The organism is Sulfurimonas sp. (assembly GCF_041563495.1).
GTDB lineage: Bacteria > Campylobacterota > Campylobacteria > Campylobacterales > Sulfurimonadaceae > Sulfurimonas.
Genome location: NZ_JBFFMZ010000008.1, coordinates 29256 through 50031, shown reverse-complemented (window position 1 = coordinate 50031; position 20776 = coordinate 29256). Strand labels below are relative to the sequence as shown.

General features: G+C 35.3%; 22 protein-coding genes. 15 read left to right on the top strand and 7 right to left on the bottom strand.

The features are described from left to right. Nucleotides 1-3: 3 nt before the first annotated feature. Both ABYK18_RS09115 and ABYK18_RS09110 read left to right on the top strand, forming a co-directional pair. Nucleotides 4-2049 (top strand): methyl-accepting chemotaxis protein, encoded by a 2046-nt coding sequence (locus ABYK18_RS09115; RefSeq protein WP_373036361.1) that lies wholly within the window; start codon nucleotides 4-6, stop codon nucleotides 2047-2049. Nucleotides 2050-2189: 140 nt separating this feature from the next. Continuing rightward, complete coding sequence (locus ABYK18_RS09110) at nucleotides 2190-4148, top strand: methyl-accepting chemotaxis protein (protein WP_373036360.1); 1959 nt, start codon at nucleotides 2190-2192, stop codon at nucleotides 4146-4148. Between the two features lie 12 nt (nucleotides 4149-4160). Here ABYK18_RS09110 and ftsY read toward each other — a convergent pair whose 3' ends face one another. Together ftsY and ABYK18_RS09100 are read right to left on the bottom strand one after the other, a co-directional pair. Beyond that, entirely contained in the window at nucleotides 4161-5045 is an 885-nt protein-coding gene (gene ftsY, locus ABYK18_RS09105) for a signal recognition particle-docking protein FtsY (RefSeq protein WP_373036359.1), read from the bottom strand. An 8-nt stretch (nucleotides 5046-5053) separates the two neighbouring features. Then, nucleotides 5054-5608 (bottom strand): TlpA family protein disulfide reductase, encoded by a 555-nt coding sequence (locus tag ABYK18_RS09100; protein WP_373036358.1) that lies wholly within the window; start codon nucleotides 5606-5608, stop codon nucleotides 5054-5056. Between the two features lie 64 nt (nucleotides 5609-5672). Here ABYK18_RS09100 and ABYK18_RS09095 point away from each other — a divergent pair, with 64 nt between their 5' ends. Both ABYK18_RS09095 and rny read left to right on the top strand, forming a co-directional pair. Continuing rightward, a complete protein-coding gene (locus ABYK18_RS09095; RefSeq protein WP_373036357.1) occupies nucleotides 5673-6239 on the top strand; it encodes a 5-formyltetrahydrofolate cyclo-ligase in 567 nt (188 codons plus the stop codon). Between the two features lie 12 nt (nucleotides 6240-6251). Then, nucleotides 6252-7820, top strand: coding sequence for a ribonuclease Y (gene rny / locus ABYK18_RS09090; RefSeq protein ID WP_373036356.1), 1569 nt, complete (start codon nucleotides 6252-6254; stop codon nucleotides 7818-7820). Here rny and ABYK18_RS09085 read toward each other — a convergent pair. Both ABYK18_RS09085 and ABYK18_RS09080 read right to left on the bottom strand, forming a co-directional pair. Then, a complete protein-coding gene (locus tag ABYK18_RS09085) occupies nucleotides 7813-8550 on the bottom strand; it encodes a competence/damage-inducible protein A (protein ID WP_373036355.1) in 738 nt (245 codons plus the stop codon). The two genes, rny and ABYK18_RS09085, sit on opposite strands and share 8 nt — an antisense overlap. Further along, nucleotides 8550-9443 (bottom strand): cation diffusion facilitator family transporter, encoded by an 894-nt coding sequence (locus ABYK18_RS09080; RefSeq protein WP_373036354.1) that lies wholly within the window; start codon nucleotides 9441-9443, stop codon nucleotides 8550-8552. Before ABYK18_RS09080 ends, ABYK18_RS09085 begins: the two co-directional genes overlap by 1 nt. Before the next feature lie 63 nt (nucleotides 9444-9506). On the opposite strand from ABYK18_RS09080, the gene cmoB reads away from it, so the two are divergent. Together cmoB and ABYK18_RS09070 are read left to right on the top strand one after the other, a co-directional pair. Then, a complete protein-coding gene (gene cmoB / locus ABYK18_RS09075) occupies nucleotides 9507-10397 on the top strand; it encodes a tRNA 5-methoxyuridine(34)/uridine 5-oxyacetic acid(34) synthase CmoB (protein ID WP_373036353.1) in 891 nt (296 codons plus the stop codon). Beyond that, nucleotides 10394-10873, top strand: a complete 480-nt coding sequence (locus ABYK18_RS09070) for a PaaI family thioesterase (RefSeq protein WP_373036352.1) — start codon at nucleotides 10394-10396, stop codon at nucleotides 10871-10873. Before cmoB ends, ABYK18_RS09070 begins: the two co-directional genes overlap by 4 nt. A 20-nt stretch (nucleotides 10874-10893) precedes the next feature. Here ABYK18_RS09070 and ABYK18_RS09065 read toward each other — a convergent pair whose 3' ends face one another. Then, nucleotides 10894-11490, bottom strand: coding sequence for a class I SAM-dependent methyltransferase (locus ABYK18_RS09065; protein WP_373036351.1), 597 nt, complete (start codon nucleotides 11488-11490; stop codon nucleotides 10894-10896). Next, on the bottom strand, nucleotides 11490-12083 hold the full coding sequence (locus ABYK18_RS09060) for an MBL fold metallo-hydrolase (RefSeq protein WP_373036350.1): 594 nt from the start codon (nucleotides 12081-12083) through the stop codon (nucleotides 11490-11492). The genes ABYK18_RS09065 and ABYK18_RS09060 overlap by 1 nt, the downstream gene beginning before the upstream one ends. A 131-nt stretch (nucleotides 12084-12214) precedes the next feature. Here ABYK18_RS09060 and ABYK18_RS09055 point away from each other — a divergent pair, with 131 nt between their 5' ends. The 4 genes from ABYK18_RS09055 to argB all read left to right on the top strand — a co-directional run bounded on the left by ABYK18_RS09055 (nucleotide 12215) and on the right by argB (nucleotide 16057). Next, complete coding sequence (locus ABYK18_RS09055; RefSeq protein ID WP_373036349.1) at nucleotides 12215-13021, top strand: NAD+ synthase; 807 nt, start codon at nucleotides 12215-12217, stop codon at nucleotides 13019-13021. A gap of 152 nt (nucleotides 13022-13173) precedes the next feature. Next, nucleotides 13174-14295 carry a DegT/DnrJ/EryC1/StrS family aminotransferase gene (locus ABYK18_RS09050; protein ID WP_373036348.1) on the top strand — a complete coding sequence of 374 codons (1122 nt, stop codon included), beginning with the start codon at nucleotides 13174-13176 and terminating at the stop codon, nucleotides 14293-14295. Nucleotides 14296-14300: 5 nt separating this feature from the next. Beyond that, nucleotides 14301-15209: a tetraacyldisaccharide 4'-kinase gene (locus tag ABYK18_RS09045; RefSeq protein WP_373036347.1), complete on the top strand. Its 909-nt coding sequence runs from the start codon at nucleotides 14301-14303 to the stop codon at nucleotides 15207-15209. After that, complete coding sequence (gene argB / locus ABYK18_RS09040) at nucleotides 15206-16057, top strand: acetylglutamate kinase (RefSeq protein WP_373036346.1); 852 nt, start codon at nucleotides 15206-15208, stop codon at nucleotides 16055-16057. Before ABYK18_RS09045 ends, argB begins: the two co-directional genes overlap by 4 nt. A 26-nt stretch (nucleotides 16058-16083) precedes the next feature. On the opposite strand, the gene ABYK18_RS09035 is transcribed toward argB, so the two are convergent. Continuing rightward, nucleotides 16084-16410 carry a PAS domain S-box protein gene (locus tag ABYK18_RS09035; RefSeq protein ID WP_373036345.1) on the bottom strand — a complete coding sequence of 109 codons (327 nt, stop codon included), beginning with the start codon at nucleotides 16408-16410 and terminating at the stop codon, nucleotides 16084-16086. Between the two features lie 153 nt (nucleotides 16411-16563). Here ABYK18_RS09035 and ABYK18_RS09030 point away from each other — a divergent pair, with 153 nt between their 5' ends. From ABYK18_RS09030 to proS, 5 genes are read left to right on the top strand one after another with little or no spacing between them, the layout of a single operon-like run. Beyond that, on the top strand, nucleotides 16564-16854 hold the full coding sequence (locus ABYK18_RS09030) for a DUF2018 family protein (protein WP_373036344.1): 291 nt from the start codon (nucleotides 16564-16566) through the stop codon (nucleotides 16852-16854). A 5-nt stretch (nucleotides 16855-16859) separates the two neighbouring features. Further along, on the top strand, nucleotides 16860-17276 hold the full coding sequence (locus ABYK18_RS09025) for a hypothetical protein (protein ID WP_373036343.1): 417 nt from the start codon (nucleotides 16860-16862) through the stop codon (nucleotides 17274-17276). A 10-nt stretch (nucleotides 17277-17286) separates the two neighbouring features. Beyond that, nucleotides 17287-18174, top strand: coding sequence for a polyprenyl synthetase family protein (locus ABYK18_RS09020; protein WP_373036342.1), 888 nt, complete (start codon nucleotides 17287-17289; stop codon nucleotides 18172-18174). Continuing rightward, a complete protein-coding gene (hemA, locus tag ABYK18_RS09015) occupies nucleotides 18174-19478 on the top strand; it encodes a glutamyl-tRNA reductase (protein WP_373036341.1) in 1305 nt (434 codons plus the stop codon). Before ABYK18_RS09020 ends, hemA begins: the two co-directional genes overlap by 1 nt. Further along, nucleotides 19475-20776 carry a proline--tRNA ligase gene (proS, locus tag ABYK18_RS09010; RefSeq protein WP_373036340.1) on the top strand — a complete coding sequence of 434 codons (1302 nt, stop codon included), beginning with the start codon at nucleotides 19475-19477 and terminating at the stop codon, nucleotides 20774-20776. The genes hemA and proS overlap by 4 nt, the downstream gene beginning before the upstream one ends.

Here is a 20776-nt window from a genome sequence, read left to right as displayed (position 1 = left end):
TAAATGAACAAGTTATCTATAAAGTCTCAGGTGATTTTACTAACAACACTCTCTTTGATTTTACTGGCGTTGATTACAACATATCTCTCTAGTTCTAAAAGTAAAGAAGCTTTAATACAGAACAGTTACAAGAACCTGACAACAGTCAGAGATATTAAAAAGAGTCAGATAGAAGAGTTTTTTAACAAGGCTGTTAGAGATATCGAGGTTTTATCTATGAGTAAAAACCTTCAAGATTTATCGTGGGATCTTTTGATGGTTTTAGATGATCTGGAAGTATCAGACAGTGCTCCTTTTCCTGTTAATAATCATTCAGCAAAAGAAGAGCGTCTTCCACATGAAGTATTTTTTCAAAAATACCTAAAAGAGTATGGATACTACGATATCTATATTATCGCGGCAAAAACAGGACATGTAATGTATAGTGCTGCCAAAGAGTCGGATTACGGTGCTAATCTATATACAGGTTCACTTAAAGATAGTGGCTTGGCAGAGGCATACCAAAAAGCACTCCAGAATAATCGTCCAACCTTTGTAGATATGAGACCTTATGCACCGAGCAATAATCTACCTGCAATGTTTTTGGCAACACCTATAGTCGTAAATGCAGAAGTACGTGCCGTGTTGGTCTTTCAAATAAGTGATGAATCTATAAACAGTGTTATGAGATACAGACACGGATATGGAGAGAGCCAAGAGGATTATTTGGTAGGTGCCGATAAATTGATGAGAAGCGATAGTTTTTTAGATGCAAAAGGGCACTCTTTAAAAGCTTCTTTTGCCAATCCATCAACAGGTTCGGTAGATACTATTGCATCTCGTGAAGCATTAGCCGGAAAAACGGATACTAAAATGGTAATTGATTACAATAACAATCCGGTACTATCTTCTTTTTCGAGCATAAAAGTGGGTGAAGATTTTAAATGGGCGATATTATCAGAAATAGATGAAGCTGAAATACTAATTACACCAAACAGTATAAGAAACAGTATTATATTATGGTCATTGATTATATTGGTAGTGATTAATATCAGCTCTGTTTTGTTGGTAAATGTAAGTATTGTCAAGCCAATAAGTAAGTTCAAAGAGACTTTACTAAAGATTGGTGATAGTAAGAATCTGACACTTTGTGTAAATGAGAATGCACCATTGGAAATCTCTCAAATGGCTAAAAGTTTCAACAATCTGATTAATGAGTTAAAAGATTTGATTGATACCTCAAAGCAGAGCTCATCAGAAAACTCTTCTATCTCGCATCAACTCTCTACTACATCTTTAGGTGTAGGAAAGAATGTTGAAAAATCAGTAGGTGTCGTTGATGAGGCCACCAAAAAGGCAAACTTTATAAAAGGTGAGATTATATTTTCTATATCAGATGCGCAAGAGAGCAAAAAAGATATTATAAGAGCCAATGAAAATCTCGATGAAGCTCGTAACGAAGTTGTAGCGTTAAGTTCCAACATTGAACACAGTGCCGACCTTGAGATTGAACTCGCACATAAAATGAATACTCTCTCTTCAGATGCAAATGAAGTTAAACATGTCTTAGAGATCATTGCAGACATTGCGGATCAGACAAACCTTTTAGCTTTAAATGCAGCCATAGAGGCGGCTCGTGCAGGTGAGCATGGTCGCGGTTTTGCCGTTGTTGCCGATGAAGTCCGTAAACTTGCGGAGCGAACACAAAAATCACTTACCGATATCAATGCAACTATCAATGTTATAGTTCAGTCTATCGGCGATGTAAGTGCTCAAATGAGTGCCAACTCTGAGGAGATGCAAAAACTTACACACAGAGCGACAGAGGTTGAATCAACCATTAATATTACGGTTTCTCTTGTAAATAATGCAGTAATGGCAAGTGATAAAACAGTTAGAGATTTTGAAAAAACAGGTAATGATGTTGAAGCAATAGTTTCTCAAATATCACAAATAAATGAAATATCTTCGCAAAATGCCCGTAATGTCGAAGAGATAGTTTCAGCTGCAGACCATCTAAACTCTCTAACGGATGGGTTGCACTCAAAATTGGAAGTCTTTCGTACATAATAGGAAGAGATTTTTTGTCTGTTCAATAATGTTATATAATCAACAATTTACTTTTTGTTAAATAAAATCACATTTTATCTTTGCAATGTCAGTTTTGTATGCTAAGATTAAGTTTTTATTTAAAAAGGGGAAAAAGTTAAATGAGAACAACGAGCATAAAATTAAAATTACTTCTTTTAGTAGTTATTCCGGTTTTAGCCATTTTATTTCTATCTGTGCTAATAATAACCAAAACTGTAGATGAAAAAAACAGTCTTGAAGTTTCTAAAAATCGTGTATTAGAAGTAGAGTCTTTAGCAAAAGCTATTCATTATATGCAAATAGAGAGAGGATTAAGCGTAGGCTTTTCATCAAGTGGCGGTAAAAATAATGCAGATGCGATTCCATCTACGAGACAAAAAGTCGATAGTGCCATTGAGGATATTAAAAATGTATATTCCAGTACAACAGGTGACAGTTCGATTTTAAACAATTTTGATGATTTAAATCAAAAAAGGTCGACTATAGACTCTTTAAATTTGAGCGGTCATGAAACGGGAGCATATTTTACAAAAATCATTATAAAGCTTATAGACGCAACAACAAATGCACCATCTCTTATAGATAAGAAGGTAATCAGAAATACAATTCAGGCTTATACTCATATGGCATCTGCAAAAGAATCTTTTGGACAGATTAGAGCAAACCTGAATGTTGCATTTAGCAAAGATACTTTTAATGAAAAAGATTATTTTGCATTTGTGGGACGCATAAATACTTATGAAGTAAACATGCGTAAATTTAAAAACTTGACATCGGATGAGTTAAAAAGTTTTTATGAAAACACTTTTAAAGGTGAAGATGTAGAAAATACTATGTCTATGATAAAGATGGCAAGAGAAAAAGGGATGGAAGGAAACTTTGGTATAGAAGCTTCTGTATGGTTTAAAACGGTTTCTGCTTCTATAGAGTTGCTTAGAGATGTAGAACTTAAATTATTTGAACATACAAATAAAACTCTAAATGATTTAGTGGATGAAGCATCTTTTAAAATCATAGAATTAATAGTAACAGCCGTTATCGGTATAATCATTTTTACTCTGTTTATTTTATACTTCACAAAAGTATCTATAAGTAAGCCAATAGAAGAGTTTCAAAATATTATTTTAAAAATCAGTAAAACCAAAGATTTAACACTCGAAGCAGACCAAAATGCACCTCTTGAACTATCTCTTATGGCAGAAAATTTTAATGGATTGATGCATACGTTAAAAGACTTGATAGAAACCTCAAAGCAAGCATCAGGTGAAAACGCTTCTATATCACATGAGCTCTCGACAACGGCTGTAGGGGTAGGCGAGAATGTTGAAAAATCAGTTACAGTAATTAAAGAAGCTACAAAAAAAGCCAATGAGATAAAAGAGGAAATTCAAAAAGCTATAAAAGATGCGCAAGATAGTAAAAAAGATATTGTAAGGGCAAATGAAAATCTAAATTTTGCCAGAGAAGAAATAGTTTCTCTTACTTCAAAAGTTCAAAGCAGTGCTGAGTTAGAAGTAGAGTTATCTGATAAAATGCAAACACTTTCGCATGAAGCCAATGAAGTAAAAAATGTTTTGGAGATAATTTCAGATATTGCAGACCAAACAAACCTTCTTGCATTAAATGCCGCAATAGAAGCTGCCCGCGCCGGTGAACACGGTCGTGGTTTTGCCGTTGTTGCAGATGAAGTTCGTAAACTGGCTGAGCGTACACAAAAATCTCTTACAGAGATTAATGCTACCATAAATGTCATAGTTCAATCTATTATGGATATAAGTGGACAGATGAGCTCGAATTCACATGAAGTTCAAGAGTTAGCTAACAATTCAATCAATGTTGAGGCAAAAATAAATGAAAGTGTTATGATCGTAAATGATGCTGTTAATGCAAGTGACCGAACAGTTAACGATTTTGAAAAAACAGGAAAAGATGTAGAGCTGATTGTTTCTCAAGTTTCAGAAATAAATGAGATATCTTCAGAAAATGCTAGAAATGTAGAGGAGATTGCATCAGCTGCAGAGCATCTTAACTCGATGACAGATGAGCTTCATTCAAAATTGGAGATATTTCATACTTAGGAGAAGAAGAAACTATTCAGTTTCTTCTTCAACAAAGATAGCATCTAAGAGAGTGTCTACAAATTCATATTTGTCAAACGGTGTTAGATTTTCAGGCTGTTCACCTGTCCCTACGTAGAGTATAGGAAGCTCTAATGCATAGGCGATAGAGAAGATAGAACCGCCTTTTGCAGTTCCGTCTAGCTTTGTGATGATAATACCGTCTATACCTATCATTTCATTAAAGGCTTTTGCCTGTGCTATTGCAGAATTTCCTTGTGTTCCATCGAGAATTAAAATTGTTCTGTGCGGAGCACCTTCATGAGCTTTAGCGCAGATGCGGTTTATTTTTTTTAGCTCGTTTGCCAAGTTTGTCTGAGTATGAAGTCTTCCTGCAGTGTCGATAATAACATTGTCAAAACCTTTTGATTTTGCAGAGTCTATAGTGTCATATGCAACTGCCGAAGAGTCATGCCCTTGTTTGGAAGAGATTATGGGAATATCAAGTTTTTTAGACCACAGAGTAAGTTGTTCTATCGCCGCTGCACGAAATGTATCTCCGGCACCAAGGATAACTTTTTTTCCTTCATTTTTGTATCTTTGAGCAAGTTTTGATATTGTGGTTGTTTTTCCTGCTCCGTTTACACCTACTATAAGTTCGACAAACGGAGCCGTAAATTCAGGCTCTTTATATGAAGTATAGGCGAGTGTCGCTAAAAGTTTAGAACGTAAAATATCTCTGGTTACTTTGTCTTGGTATATTTCATTTATGATGATCTCTACGAGGTCATATTCTACATCTGCTTCTAGCAGAATATCTTCAAGTTCATCTTTTGTAAAAGTAATTTTTTTCTTTGGTGCAACAGACCTTATAGCATCTGCTGTTTTAGATAGAGATTTTTTAATAAAACCAAACATATATTTCCTTATTTACCTATTGCCAGCTTGATATCATTTTCTACAAGTTCTTCTTCTATTGAACCTATGAAATGATTTATATATTTTCCATCTTTGTAAAGTGCCATGATTGGAATAGGGTATCTGTCACCGAGTTTTAACTCATTTACAATTGTGTCGGCTAAACGACGATTTTGTTCAGAGTTAACAAGCGTGTAATTCGCATTATATGTTGTTCTAAACTCTAAAAGTTTTGAGTTTGGGAGATTGTCTTCTATGCTTACACCTATAATAATCAGGTTGTCTTTGTATTTCTCTTGAAGAGAACTAAGGTGTGTAGCCGCACCGCGACAAGGGGGACACCAAGTTGCAAAGATATCAAAAATAACAACTTTGCCTTCGGCACCTTTTAGTGCAAATCCTGAGCCATCTTTTTTAACGACATATTGCTTATTGTCAAGTCCTGTTAAGACATACTCGTTTGTTGAAATAAGATCATTAGCACTTTGTTTTTCTTCATTAGAACATCCTGTAAAAAATAGGATAGAGACCAATAAAAGTGTTGTTGTTAATTTTTTAAACATAAAAATACCTTTTTTATTGTTTTATTATTGTAAAATACGAGAAATTATAACCGAAAGTTTTTATATGCCTCTTACAAAATCAATATTTAGAGAAAATTGTCTAAAAAAAATAAAAAATTCTTCGTCTGAGAATAAATATTATCGTAATGCTATGATAAACAAGCGTCTTTTTCGTGAGTTAAAAAACATGAAAGGTGCAAAAGTGTTATTTTATTATCCGTTACCTTTTGAAGCAGATATAAGAAAAACACTTAACAAAATTCGTCAAAAATGTGATGTCTTGGTTCCATTTATGCAAGATTCAAGTTTTAAGATAGTACCATTTAGGTTACCGCTAAAGAAGAAGAAGTTTGATATACATGAAGCGGGAAATTCATTAAGAAATATAAATAAAATTGATATAGCCATAGTGCCTTCGGTTGGGGTGGATGGTAAATTACAACGAATAGGTTTTGGAAAAGGGATGTATGATCGTTTCTTTGAAAAGTTAAAAAACAAACCATACACAATTTTTATACAGCCAGAAATTTGTTTTACTAAAGAGTTTATTTGCGATGATCACGACATCGCATGTGATTTACTAATAACGCCGAAGTCTAGTAAAAGACCTAAGAAGCGCTATGTCTATTAAACAGGAATAATAATGTTAAATGAGATACTGCTGGGTGGCTCCATTGCCACGGTAAGTGGGCTTGTTGGCTTTTTCATCTCTAAAAAAATTACTTATGCTAATTTTGATGTTTATGTAGATAAAGCAAAAGCAAAAGCAAGTGCCATTGAAAATGAGGCTCAATTGCTTTTGCACAAATCAAATGTTAAAGCTCAAGATATAGAGCGTGAAGCTATTAAATATTATGAGAGTGCAAAAGACAGAGCAAAGGCAGATTTGCATCAGAGAGAAGATGATGTAATACGAAAAGAGCAGAGTTTTATACGTTATAAACAGACAGAAGAAAAAAGACTTCGTGATGAAGCCAGAGCTTTTGATGTAAGAAGAATAGACTTAGAGAGAAATGAGAAATCATTGGCTTCTTTGAAGAAAAAGTATGAACAAAAAATAGATGAGGCAGTGCACACTATTGAACATAGTGCGGGAATGACTCAGGATGAAGCGAAAAAAGTTTTACTTGAAAACATAGAAGAAAAAGCACGCGGAGATATAGCTCATATAGTCAGACGTTATGAGAATGAAGCAAAAGATGAAGGCAAGAAAAAAGCAAATTACATTTTAGCTCAGGCTACAAGCAGGTTTGCAGGTGAGTTTGCATCTGAGAGACTTACAAACTTGGTGCATCTAGAAGATGATGAACTAAAGGGTAGAATCATCGGTAAAGAGGGTAGAAATATTAAAGCCCTAGAGACTTTGATGGGTGTTGATATTATCATTGACGATACTCCAAATGCCATATTGGTAAGCAGTTTTAATCTTTATCGCCGTGCTATTGCAACTAAGACTTTGCAGCTTCTCATAGAAGACGGCAGAATACAACCTGCTAGAATCGAAGAAATATTTGAAAAAGTATCAGAAGAGTTTGAAGACGGCATCTTGAGTGAGGGTGAAGAACTTATCGCAGATATGGATGTCGGTGTAATGCATCCTGAACTTGTAAAACTGATTGGTAAACTGAGATATCGTGCAAGTTACGGTCAAAATGCTTTGGCACATACTCTCGAAGTTGCACATCTAGCCGGAATAATGGCGGCTGAGATGGGTGGAGATCCAAGGCTTGCTAAGAGAGCCGGACTGCTTCATGATATTGGAAAAGCTCTTACTCACGACCATGACGGAAACCATGTAGATTTGGGGGCTGACCTGTGTAATCGTTATAATGAGCACAGTGTTGTTATAAATGCTATATATGCCCATCATGGACATGAAGAGATAAACTCTATAGAGTGCGGGGCAGTTTGTGCGGCAGATGCATTATCTGCTGCAAGACCTGGAGCCAGAAGAGAAGTTTTAGAGAGTTTTCTAAAAAGAGTGACTCAGATAGAAGAGATAGCTTCTGAGCATTCAGGCGTAAGACAGGCTTATGCAATAAATGCCGGTAGGGAAGTAAGAGTAATCGTAAACGCTACTTTGGTCAATGACGATGAGTCTATTTTGATGTCAAGAGAGATAGCAAAAGAGATAGAAGAAAAAGTACAATATCCCGGTGAGATAAAGGTAAATGTTATAAGAGAGAGCAGGGCTGTGGAGTATGCTAAGTAGCTAAAATTTCATAAGCTACATTAGTATTTTTGAGCTCTTTTACAAAAGCTTCAAAATGTTTTTTTACCTCTTGTTCATCGTAACCGCTAAGTGAGAGCTCAACGTTTGCTTTACCATCTTTAAAGATTGGCAAAGATGAAAGCTCAATATGTGAAGGCAAGAGCTTCATCTGAGTTATTAGAGTTTCTTCGCTTGTTTGAGCTAGAAGTGTGTATCTAAATTTTTCTATACGGTCTGAGCAAAGAGATTTAATAACGTCTTTTATCATAGGATGTGCCATCACAGGAAAGCCCGGAACAAAAAAGAACCTGTTTTGTAAACTAAATCCTGACATATTGTTCACGGGATTAAAAAGCAGTTCTGAACCCTGTGGAATCTCAGACATATGGATTCTATGAGGAAATGCTTTATCACCGAATCTCTCTATAATGTCTTGTTCAAATACTTTATGACGAACTACAGCTTTGCCCGTAAATATTTCAGCTGCAATCTCACGGGTAAGATCATCGGGAGTAGCGCCTATTCCTCCAAATGAAAAAAGTATGGAGTCTTTATCCTTTTTAACAAGTTCAAAACATCTTTTGATAAGCTCTACATCATCTTTTACAATAAAAGAAGCAAAAAGTTCACGTCCGTATTTTTGCAGTTCATCACGGACAAATCTGAAATGTTTGTCCTCTCTTCTGGCATTTAGAATTTCTGTTCCTATGATTAAAGCATAAAAATTCATCAGTATGCATCTTCCATTTCATTGATTTCAGAATCATCGTAAGGGTCCATATGAATAAGCACATGAACAACTTTATCTTCAAAGAGTGCTTTGATTCTCGCTTCTATTTTATCAGATATCAGGTGAGCATCATATAGTGAGATGCTGACGTTAAAAACTGCGTGAACAGATATAAAGACATGTGAGCCTGATTCTCTCGTTTGGAGGTAGTGATAAGCACTGATTGAGTTTTCTTCTTCTAAAATGATTTGAATCTTTTGAATCTCTTCTTCAGGAAGTGCAACATCCAAAAGCATCAAAATTCCTTCTTTGATTATAGGAAGAGCAGAGTAAATCATATAAATTGCTATACCAACACCTAAAACAGGGTCGATCAGCTGCTCTCCTGTCATAGATACAAGTGCCAAAGCTACGAGTACTGCACCATTTGAGAAGAGGTCGGTCTTATAGTGAAGAGCATCTGCTTTTATAACCATATTTTTTGTTTTTTTAGCAACATAGTTTAGAAACATTACAAGAAAAAGAGTTATTACAAGTGAAGCAGACATGACCCAGATACTGCTTTGCATAAAATCTATTTCTCTTGGGTGAGCTATTTTAACAAGTGCTTCATAGAGTATAAAAAGTGCAGATATAGAGATGACAGTGCCCTCTACCACAGCAGCCATAGGTTCTATTTTGCTGCGTCCATAGTTAAATTTTTCGTCCGGATTTTTCTCGGCGGTATTTAGTGCAAAGTAGTTAAACATCGATACCGTCAGGTCTAAAAAACTATCAATAGCAGATGCAAGGACTGCAATAGAACCGCTTAAAATACCTACAGTCATCTTCATAAGTACAAGTAAGCCTGCAACAGATGTTGATACAACCGTTGCTTTTTTTTCTAAGCGCATTCAAATATCCTCTAATTATATTTAGATACAATTATAATTAAATTTACATAGATAAAGAATAAAATGAACTTAGAAGATTTAAGAAAAGATAGACAAAAGTGGATGACTTGGAAAAATATCAAGCCGATTCGTGATGCATTGGATTCTATTGATGATGGTGATTTTGAAGTAAAACTTGGCGATGTCGTCAAAATCAGCGGTAAGTCTGTAAAAAACATAGAAAAAGTCGCAAGATTAATGATGCCTTGGAGAAAAGGACCCTTTGAGATTTTTGATTGCTATATTGACTCAGAATGGAAAAGTAATATCAAATATAATCTTTTGAGAAAACATTTTAGTTTAAAAGATAAGAGAGTAGCCGATATAGGATGTAACAATGGTTACTATCTCTTTCGGATGCAAGAAGATGCACCAAAATCTTTAGTCGGTTTTGATCCATCACCTCTGTATAAGACACAGTTCGATTTTATAAATCATTTCGTTAAAAGTGATATAGTGTATGAACTTTTAGGTGTAGAGCATCTGGAGTTTTATGAAGAAAAATTTGACATTATATTTTGTTTGGGAGTACTTTATCACAGAAGTGATCCTGTCGCAATGTTAAAACAGTTATTTCGTGGATTGGACAAACAGGGTGAAGTTGTCCTTGATACGTTTTATATAGACGGAGAAGATGAAATGGCACTGTGCCCCGAGTCGTCTTACTCAAAAATACCGAATATATATTTTGTTCCGACAATACCGGCACTGAAAAACTGGTGTCTTAGAGCCGGTTTTAGCAGTTTTGAAGTTTTAGAGACTTCAACTACAGATGCAGATGAGCAGAGAAAGACTTCTTGGATAGAAGGGCAGTCTTTAGAAGATTTTTTAGATCCAAATGACAGCTCAAAGACGGTAGAAGGATACCCGGCACCAAAAAGAGTATATGTTAAACTTATAAAGGATAAATCGTGAGTACGGATAAAGAACTAAAAGACGAAGAATTAGAACTTGATGATTATAGAGAAGATGAAGAGAATGCCGAAATTTTATCAACACATGAAAATATAAATCGTGATTTATGCGGTGAAATTTTAAAATTGGAAAAAGGCTATGTCGAGCTAAGACTTACAACAAACTCTGAAATGGTTGTTGATGATCAGGGGCTTATTCACGGTGGATTTATTTTTAGTGCTGCAGATTATGCTGCAATGGCTGCCGTAAATGAAAAAAATGTAGTCTTGGTTGGAAGTGATTGCCAATTCCTGTCTCCTGTAAAGTTTGGAGATGAAGTTAATTTTGTAGCAAGAGTCAGACACAAAGAAGGCAGAAAAAGAAATGTGCATGTAGAGGGATATGTGCTGGATATAAAAGTTTTTGAAGGCGAGTTTAAAACGGTTATAACTGAAAGACATGTTTTAAAGTTGAAACTGTTAGATGATGTAGAATAAGAGGGGATATAACCTCTTATCTATCTTTTCGCAGTCAATAAAAAAATATCAAAATCTCTGTGCGGTTTATTTATCGTGTATATTGTCTGAAAATCTATTTTAGTAAAACCTGAATCCGATACAATTTTGCATAATTCTTCTTTGTCAAATCCAAAATGAAAAACACCAGTGTTGTCTGAATGAAAACTGCCGTCTTCACTTTGTAAATCTGCTATGGCTATAAAACCGTTATCTTTTACATTTTTGTATATTGTTTCAAAAAAAGCTTTTAAATTCTCAACGTGATGAAGAGTCATAGAGCTGACAAGACCGTCAAAGCTTTTTTCTAACGGTGAGCTTATAATGTCCTGATGATAAGTATCAATACTAAGCTCGGGAGTATTTTTAGTTTTTAACTTTTCAAGCATACTAAGAGATGTATCCACCCCGTAAACTTTTTTTACTTTCTTTGCTATATCAAAACCTAAAAGTCCTGTACCGACTCCAAAATCAAGAATCTCCATATCTTTTGTAAGTTCTATCTTTTCGTTAATGGAATCTGCTATTTTTTTAGCACTGTCAACTCTAATACTGCCTTGGTCCCAGACTTTTGACTTTTCTTCAAAATGATCTTGCATTATAGGTTTCCTATCCAGTAATCTGCATATTGTTGTTCTTGTTTTATAGTTGTTGTCCCACCGTGACCGGGATAGACAGTTTTGTCATAGTCGAGCTTTTTAAACTTCTCCAAAGAGTTTTTCATATCTTGCGGTGATGAGTATGGAAAGTCTGTTCTGCCTATTGAGCGCTCAAAGATAAAGTCTCCGCTAAACATCGCATCTCCAATCTCTATAGTGGAACATCCCGGACAATGTCCCGGAAAATGGCGAAATTTTACCTTTACTCCGTCAAAATCAAACTCTTCATCAGGTTTTACTTTTACATCAGGAACTGACGGAGGAAGGTCTGGCATCCAACTGCTCTGTGAGAGTAATATAGCATCTCCCTCTGGAGTATATAGAGGAATATTGAGCTTCTTTTGAAGCTCTGCATTTGACCAGACGTGGTCAAAATGGCCGTGTGTATTTAAAATTGCTACCGGATTTGTAACATTTTGTTCTACCCAGGAAGTAGCATCTACTCCAGGATCTATGATAAAGTCTTTGCCATCTAAGGTTACGATGTAACAGTTTGTCTGGTAAACACCCATAGGTTGAACTTTTATCTGCATTATGCTCTCTTTTTTATTAGATTGTAACAAAACTATATAAATATTAGAACAAAATAATTACAAAAGTAATTTGTTACAAAACTTTGATATAATATTTTTTGTTAAAGATTTTTAAAGGTTTGTAAAAATATATGAGTAAATATGCGCAGATTTCAGACTATTTACAACGTTTTTTAGATGATGAAGTTCGTAAAACGGGCATAAAAAAAGTTGTAGTCGGTTTGAGTGGCGGACTTGATTCTGCAGTCGTTGCAGTGTTGGCCCATAAAACTTTTAAAGATGATTTGTTGTGTGTAAAAATGCCTTCGCAATACTCTTCACAGAGTTCACTCGATGATGCAGATGCCTTGTGCAGAGATTTTTCTATGAAATCAACAACGGCATCTATAGAACCTATGTTGCGTGCATATGAAGAGTTGAATCCTGATATGGATAATCTGAGAAAAGGAAACTTTTCTTCCCGTATGAGGATGTCTACTCTTTTTGATATCTCAGCAAGAGAAAATGCCTTGGTTTTAGGAACTAGTAATAAGAGTGAGTTGATGTTGGGGTATGGAACTTTGTATGGGGACTTATCTAGTGCCGTCAATCCCATAGGGGATTTGTACAAAAGTGAAGTTTATGAGTTGGCGGAATACCTTGGTGTTACAAGAAATATTATAGACAAAGCACCGTCTGCTGATTTATGGGACGGACAGAGTGATGAAGCTGATCTGGGTTATACATACGCACAACTAGATGAAGCTTTAAAACTATATGTTGACGATAGACTGACTAAAGAGGAAATAATTAACAGAGGTATAGATTCTGAGATGCTTGATATGATAGTTGGAAGAATCTTTCGCAATCATTTTAAGAGAAAGATGCCGGTTATTGCAAAACTTACATCAAGAACTATAAATCATGATTTTAATTATCCAAGAGATATAACCCTATAGATTGGACTTGTTCAATGAGCTTCCTGCTGAAGGAAACCAAGCGTTAGTGTAGGTGTCGGAATCAAGGTGCTCCTTGAGGGTATACTTCCGATACAGTAAGAAAACAGATGAAGGTTTTCCTTCATTTTATGAAATAAAATTAAGGATTAAAAATGAAAATACCGTTTTTTAAATATGAAAGTGGACGAGAAGAACATAGCAATGTTGCAGATGTACTTGATTCAGAAGATCTTAATCAAGTAGCTCAATTAGAAGAGGAATTTGCTTCGTATATAGGAGCTGATTATGCACTGGCAACATCTCACGGTACGTCTGCGCTTCACCTTGCAATGCTTGCACTTGACCTTAAACGCGGAGATAAAGTAGTTTGTTCGGTAAATGCTTATCCGAATGTACCAGAAGTTGTGCGTCACTTTGATGCAGAACCTGTCTTTATAGATATAGAGGCTAATACTTACAATATCAATCTGGATCTTTTAGAGGCTTTTTTAGAAGATAATCAATCAAAAAAGCTAAAAGCTGTAATTGTCACACACATAGCAGGTACTACAGTTGATTTGGAAAGACTTTACTCTATAGCTAAGATTTATGATGTAAAAATAGTCGAAGATGCATGTGAAGCTTTGGGTGCAACATACAAGGGCAATAAAATCGGGTCAACAGGTGCGGATATAACTTGTTTTGATTTCTCTCCTCACTTAAAGAAAAATGTATGTAACGGCGGTATGCTTGTAACTAATGATGATGAAATTATGGAGCGTGCAAAACTTCTTAGTAATCATGCGATAGCACGTGACGAAGATGCACTAGAATATATTTATGATGTTGTTGATATTGGAAATGATTACTCTATGGGTGAGCTGGAAGCAGCCTATATAAGAGCACAAATTACAAAACAAGATGACAATATAGCTAGACAACAAGAAATAGCGCAAATGTTCAGTGAAGCTCTTGATGGAACAAGCCATATTACTGTCCCTGATATGAGCAACGAAGAGCATCCGTTTTCTTTATATATAATCAAAGTAGATAAAAACCGTGACTCTTTTGCGTTGGATTTGAAAAAAGAGGGTATTGAGACCGGACTTCACTATATTCCGCTTCATCTTTTGACTTATTACAAATCAAAATATTCATTAAAGATAAACAACTATCCTAAAGCACTTCAAAGTTTTCAACAAGTTTTATCACTTCCGATTTATCCAAATATGGAAGATAAAGAAGTGAAGTTTATTTGTGAAAAAATCAAACAAATAGCTAAAACAAAAGTTTAAAAAATTTGAAAAGAGATTTAGTCTTTTGGATTGAGGAGTATTTTTACAATCCTACTTTAGTTCAAAAACTGCTCTCTTTTATACTTCTTCCCATTAGTTGGATATATTGCTTTGGCATGTATATCCGATTTAAAAGCAAAACCCCAGTCGACTTTGATATAGATATAGTGAGTGTCGGAAACCTCAGTGTAGGAGGAAGCGGTAAAACACCATTGGTAACCGCCCTTGCATCCGGATATGAAGACTCAGCGATAGTCCTTCGAGGATACGGTCGTAGCAGCAGCGGTCTCTATGTCGTAAAAGACAAGAATAATATTTTATGTGATGTAGGCATCAGCGGTGATGAAGCTATGATATATGCTCACAAACTTTCTCATGCCATTGTAATCGTAAGTGAAGACAGGCGTAAAGGGATACTAAAAGCTAAAGAGATGGGTGCAAAAATAGTTTTTTTAGATGATGCATACTCCAAGCATGATATCAAAAAACTTGACTTGCTTATAGATGTCAAAACCAAGAATAACAGATGCCTTCCTTCTGGGGCTTTTAGAGAGAGACTCTGGTCTTCTAAAGAGGCAATTGTACTTGAGGATAAAAAAGATTTTAAAAGAGTAGTAAAACTTAAAAATAAAAGTGATAAAATGTCACTTGTAACAGCTATAGCAAGACCATCGAGACTAGATGAATTTTTGCCGGAAGTTGTAGGTAAAAATTATTTTGAAGATCATCATCAATTTACGAAAAAAGAGTTAGAAGATATTTTAAAAAAAGAGAGCGCTGATTCACTTTTAGTGACTTATAAAGATTTTGTAAAAGTTGAATCATTCGGGCTGAGTCTTTCGTTGTTAGATTTAGATGTAGAAGTTGATAAAAAAGTTTTTAAAAGAATTGATGATTACAGGGGAAAATATTGAAAAAAAAGATTGAAACAGTAAAAACACTGCTTGATGCATTGCCGTTTATAAAAGAGTTTAGAAATGAGATAGTAGTTATCAAGTATGGTGGATCAGCTCAGACTTCGACTCAGTTAAAAGAGAAGTTTGCAGAAGATATTTTGCTCATGTATCTTGTAGGAATCAAGCCGGTAATAGTTCATGGCGGTGGCTCAAAAATTACAGAGATGCTGGATGCTCTTAACATTGATACAAAGTTTATAGATGGGCAGAGGGTTACAACCAAAGAAGTTATGCGTATAGCCGAGATGATACTAAGCGGTGAAATAAACAAAGAAATCGTTTCTCTTCTTAATTCACACGGTGCAAAAGCTATCGGCGTAAGCGGCAAAGATGCTCACTTCATCACTGCAAAAGCAAAAGATTTTGCAAAATGGGGGTTAACAGGGAATATCGACGCAGTAAAACCTGATGTAGTTGCTAAACTTATTGCCGATAAGTTTGTACCGGTTATCGCCCCTATAGCTGCTGGTGAAGAGATGGGACATCCTGGCTTTAATATAAATGCAGATTTGTGTGCATCGTACGTTGCAAAAGCTATAGGTGCAAATAAGATAATATTTTTAACAGATACACCGGGCGTTTTAAACAATGAAAAAGAACTTTTAGCTACTCTTACAAAAGATGAAGTTGAAGCTTTAAAGGCTGACGGAACTATTCACGGTGGAATGGTACCAAAGGTAGACGCATGTTTAGAAGCTATTGAGGGTGGTGTTAAAAAAGCTCATATAATAGACGGAAGACTAGAACACTCTATGCTGCTTGAACTCTTTACCTCAGAGGGTGTAGGTACACAAATAATCAAATAAGAGTTGTATTCTTTGGAATTTGTGGATTATACTTCCACTCCCAAAGAATATATTAAAGTAGGTTTGTTCCTATCATCTTTTAGTATATTGTTAATCCATTTTATTTTTTTACTGCTACCGTCTTTGCAAGTAATAATATTTGTATATTCCCAATGTTGATTACTTCCATGAAAGAGATCGGTAAATACTTTTAGCATTTCAACCAAGTCGCTCTCAGGTATAAATATCTCAAACCAGTTCTTACCGATAACTTCTGTTTTTGTGTAACCGCTTATTTTTGATGCAGTTTCATTAAAGTCTATTATTATAGCTCCGGCATCCAATGAGACGCTAAAGACATCTTGATTTATCATTATTAGTTTTTCCTGGTATTTATTTTAACACGATTATATCCTAAAATCTGTATATTGCTTGAAAGAAGAGGGACTATTGAACTATCTCAAGCAATAATTAATAAATGAATTGTATAATCACGAGATATATAAATAAAATTAAGGAATAGATTAATGTCAAAATATAGTGCACTGTTTGAAGATGAAGATGATGTATTTTTAGGTTCACCGACTAGTAAATTGATGGATATAATTTTTAATGCTAATAATGATGTTGTTAGATTTGATTTAGAGAATTTTATGAAAAGAAGAGCTGCTTTAGAACTTGTTTTAGAAGAAAAATTCGGAGAAGATTACGGCGAGATGATTGATACTTTTATGTTAGAAAACTCTTTAGATGTTGAGAGCAAAACTAAGAGTCTAAGTATTGAGCTTATGGGCGAGATAGTTTCTAAAAGTGAGTAAATAAATTGAAACTTTATTTACAGGTTTTTGTCTTTTTAGCATTATTTTTTAGTGGAGTTGTCGCAGATGAATTCAGGGATATAACGACAATCTCTCTAAAAAAGGATGAACAAAAGAAAATTCTTGTAAAATACGATTCAATTTCAAAACTTTTTAAATTTAACTGGACTTTGTACAAAAATGAAGGGCTGGTTGTTCATCGTTCATATGATAGAATAGTCGCACAGAATATATTATATTTAAGACGCAAGAATCAAAGTTTTAGGCTTGAACTAAGGCCTAGAGGGGCTGATTTTTACGCTGCACCTTATGTGCTGGTTAAATTTAAAGAGTTTAAATATGAGACGAATGAAGCAGTTTTTGAACTGTTTTTGTCAGATAAAAGTATGGAAATAAGTTTAAAAGATTTGAAGAACGATTAAAGAGGTGTTGATGCAAAGAGTTGAGAGTGAAATAGCAAGATTAATAAAAGAAGTTGATTATGACGAAGTAACCCGTCTTTTTAATATGCTCTCAGGCGGTAAAAGACTTAGAGCAAAATTGATTTTAAAGATTGCTCCCGAGCATGAAAAAGCTCCACTGCTAGCTGCTATAGTTGAACTTATACATGGAGCAAGCCTTCTCCATGACGATGTAATAGATGAAGCTGTTACAAGAAGAGGAGTCGCATCTGTAAATGCGACAGACGGCAGTAAAACGGCTGTAATGCTAGGAGATATTTTGTATTCAAAAGCATTTACAGAACTTGTAGAATTTGACAAAGATATTGCAAAAGTCATTGCCTCTTCCGTAACGGCACTCTCAAAAGGCGAGATGCAAGATGTCAAGATGTCAGATGAGTTTAATGAAGATGAAGATAAATATCTTGATATGCTCTACCTTAAAACCGCGACTCTCATTGAAGCTGCAGCTTATGCATCCGCACTTCTGGCAGGAAAAGATGCCCAGATGTATGGAGTTTACGGAAAAAATCTTGGCTTGTCATTTCAAATTATTGATGATATCCTGGATATTACGGCCGATTCGGCTACTCTTGGAAAACCGGCTATGAATGACTTTGTAGAAGGTAAATGTACTCTCCCATATATCTATCTCTATAAAGAATTGAATGAGCAAGACAAACAGAGACTCAAAAGCTCACATGCAAAGAGCATAGATGAAGATGAAGTTCTGTGGATAAAACAAAAAATGCAAGAACACAAATCTGTAGAAAACTCATTTGAACTGGCGAAAAAACTCTCAAACGAAGCAATGTCGGCTGTAAAAGATGATAAAGAACTAATTGAAATATTACAAACAATGATTAAAAGAAGTTACTAATGCACTATTTAAATATAAGCTTTTCACACAAAAACTCCACTCTTGAGATAAGAGAAAAACTTTCTTATCCTGATGATGAACATGTTAGCGGATGTCTGACAAAACTAAACTCTTCAGATGCTATAAATGAAACAATACTTATCTCTACATGTAACAGAATGGAAATCTTTTGCAGCTGTAGCGATATAGTCGAGGCGACACAGCATATATTTGAGATGCTTACAGACCGCGCAGGAATTTCTATTGAAGAGTTAGAAGGTCGTGCAGATGTATTTGATGACAGTAGTGCTATTCATCACCTTTTTACGGTTGCATCATCACTTGACTCTATGGTTATCGGTGAGACACAGATTGCAGGACAACTTAAAGACGCATTCAGATTTTCATATGATAAGGGTCATTGCGGACAAAAACTTGCGCGTGCTATGCATAACGCTTTTAAATGCGCTGCAAAAGTTAGAAATGCAACAGATATCTCTTCAAAACCCGTTTCTATTGCGAGTGTCGCAGTTGCTAAACTTAAGTCTGTTTTGGAGAGTGTTGAAGGTAAAAAAGCTTTGATAATCGGGACAGGAGAGATGTCTGAGATAACAGCAAAGCATATGGTCTCAAACGGTGCTGATGTCTATATAATGAACAGGACAAAAGACAAAGCATTTACTCTTGCAGAGGAGTGTGGAGCAAAAGTTTTAGACTTTGACCAACTGCCTCATATTGTAAATGAGTTTGAAATTTTATTTACCGCGACATCATCCCCTGTTCCTATAATCACAGATGAGATTATAAGATCATGTGATTTTGATAGATACTGGTTTGACTTGGCTATGCCAAGAGATATCTCTTATCATAAGGGCGAGCGCATCAACCTTTATCAAATTGATGATTTAAAAACAATTGTGGATGAAAATAAAGGTCTTAGAGAAGATGAAGCAAGAAAAGCTCACACAATCATAGGACGAAGCACTGTAGAGTTTTTTGAGTGGTTAGATACTCTAAATATAGAACCGATGATAAAAGAGATATACTCAAAAGCTTTTGAAGCTGCAAAAATTGAAAGTGATAGAGTTATAAAAAACGGATACATACCCAAAAAGTATGAAGAACAGATTCGCAAAATGAGTGAGCAGGTTATAAAACGTTTTTTACATGACATGACTACAAAGATGAGAAGTGTATCTGAAGAATCAAAATCAGATATGATAACGGGAGCACTACAGTTTTTGATAAAAAATGAGAATGTAGCAATGCCGGATAAATATAAATGCGAACATGCCTTAGAAGTGGCAAAAAAGGGAAGTAAATGAGAAGAAGTAGATCGTTTATACCAACAAGTAAAGAAGCTCCATCGGATGCAACACTGCCAAGTCATCAGTTTTTAATACGAGGCGGTTTTATAAATAGTCAAGGTGCAGGACTTTACAATTTTATGCCTTTGGGAAAAATTGTACTAGATAAGATTAGAACTATTGTTAAAGAAGAGTTGGATGAAGCTGGTTGTAGTGAAGTACAACTCAGTTTTGTGACACCTATCGGTCTATGGGATAGAAGCGGTCGTTCTGAGACTATGGGAAAAGAGATGCTTCGCATCCGAGACAGACATACTAATGAGTTTGTCTTAAGTCCTACAAATGAAGAAGCTATGGTAGAGCTAGTTAAAAATAGAGTGAATAGCTATAAAGACTTGCCAGTTAATCTATATCAGATAAATACTAAATTTCGTGATGAAGCTAGGCCTAGATACGGACTTTTACGCGGTCGTGAGTTTTTGATGAAAGACGGGTACTCTTTTCACTCTTGTACAGAGGATATGGTAAGAGAATTTAATTTAATGGAAGAGACTTATAAAAAGATTTTCACTAGACTTGGACTTGACTTTAGAGTAGTTGAAGCTGACAGTGGAGCCATTGGGGGAACAGGTAGTAAAGAGTTTCATGTTTTAGCAAACAGCGGTGAAGACACTCTTGTTGTGTGCGAAGAGTGTGACTATGGTGCTAATGTTGAGACAATCTTTGATGAAGAACAAGTGGATGCTTACAATGAGAAATCTTATGAAGAGTTGAGAGAATTAAAAATAGATAAAAAATGTTCTTGCGGTGCTGATCTTCACTTTAAAAAGGGTATTGAAGTCGGGCATATTTTTCAATTAGGAACTAAATATTCTGCCGCTTTGGAAGCAAACTTTAATGATGAAAATGGAAAACCGAGACCATTTGAAATGGCAACGTTCGGTATCGGTGTGAGCAGGCTCGTTGCAGCTGTAATAGAGCAAAATCATGATAAAGACGGCTGTATCTGGACAAAAGAGACAGCACCGTATCTGGTTAATATCATTCTCTCGAACATAAAAGATGAAGAGCAGGTAACTTTAGCAGAGGAACTTTATTTGAAATTTTTGGGTGAAGATATTGAAGTTATGTTCGATGACAGAAAAGACAGATTTGGCTTTAAAATGAAAGACGCGGAACTAATCGGTTATCCATACACTGTTATTATAGGAAAAGAGCTTGCAAACGGACTTGTCCAGATTTATGACAGAAAGACAAAAGAGAAAACCTCAGTTAAAGCGGGTGATATTTTTGGCAAAGTTATGGAACTGATATAA